This window comes from Microbacterium sp. GbtcB4 (assembly GCF_019091465.1).
Taxonomy (GTDB): Bacteria; Actinomycetota; Actinomycetes; order Actinomycetales; family Microbacteriaceae; genus Microbacterium; species Microbacterium paraoxydans.
The window spans coordinates 1-239 of sequence record NZ_JAGXJJ010000483.1 but is presented as its reverse complement, the minus strand read 5'-3'; the positions used below and the strand labels follow the sequence as shown (position 1 = coordinate 239).

Here is a 239-nt window from a genome sequence, read left to right as displayed (position 1 = left end):
GGTCTCCGGCGGCAGCGCGGCGAGCAGGAGCGCCGTGCCGTCGGCATCCCGGCCGAGCAGCGCCCATGTCCCCTCCGCGACCTCGTCCGCGGAGACGCGCAGCAGCGCGGAGGCCGCCACACGCACACGTCCCTCCCGGACGACGGCGACGCGCGAGCCCGCGTCGTCGCGCAGGCGCTCGAGCACGCCCTCCTCCTCGCGGAGTTCGGCGGCGCGGTCGAAGAACGGGCGCGGGATGC

General features: G+C 77.8%; 1 pseudogene. It reads right to left on the bottom strand.

Annotated features, from left to right (window positions below):
* Window positions 1–237 (bottom strand): annotated as a pseudogene (locus tag KVS71_RS18550) (NADH pyrophosphatase); the annotation flags it as partial.
* Window positions 238–239: the final 2 nt, after the last annotated feature.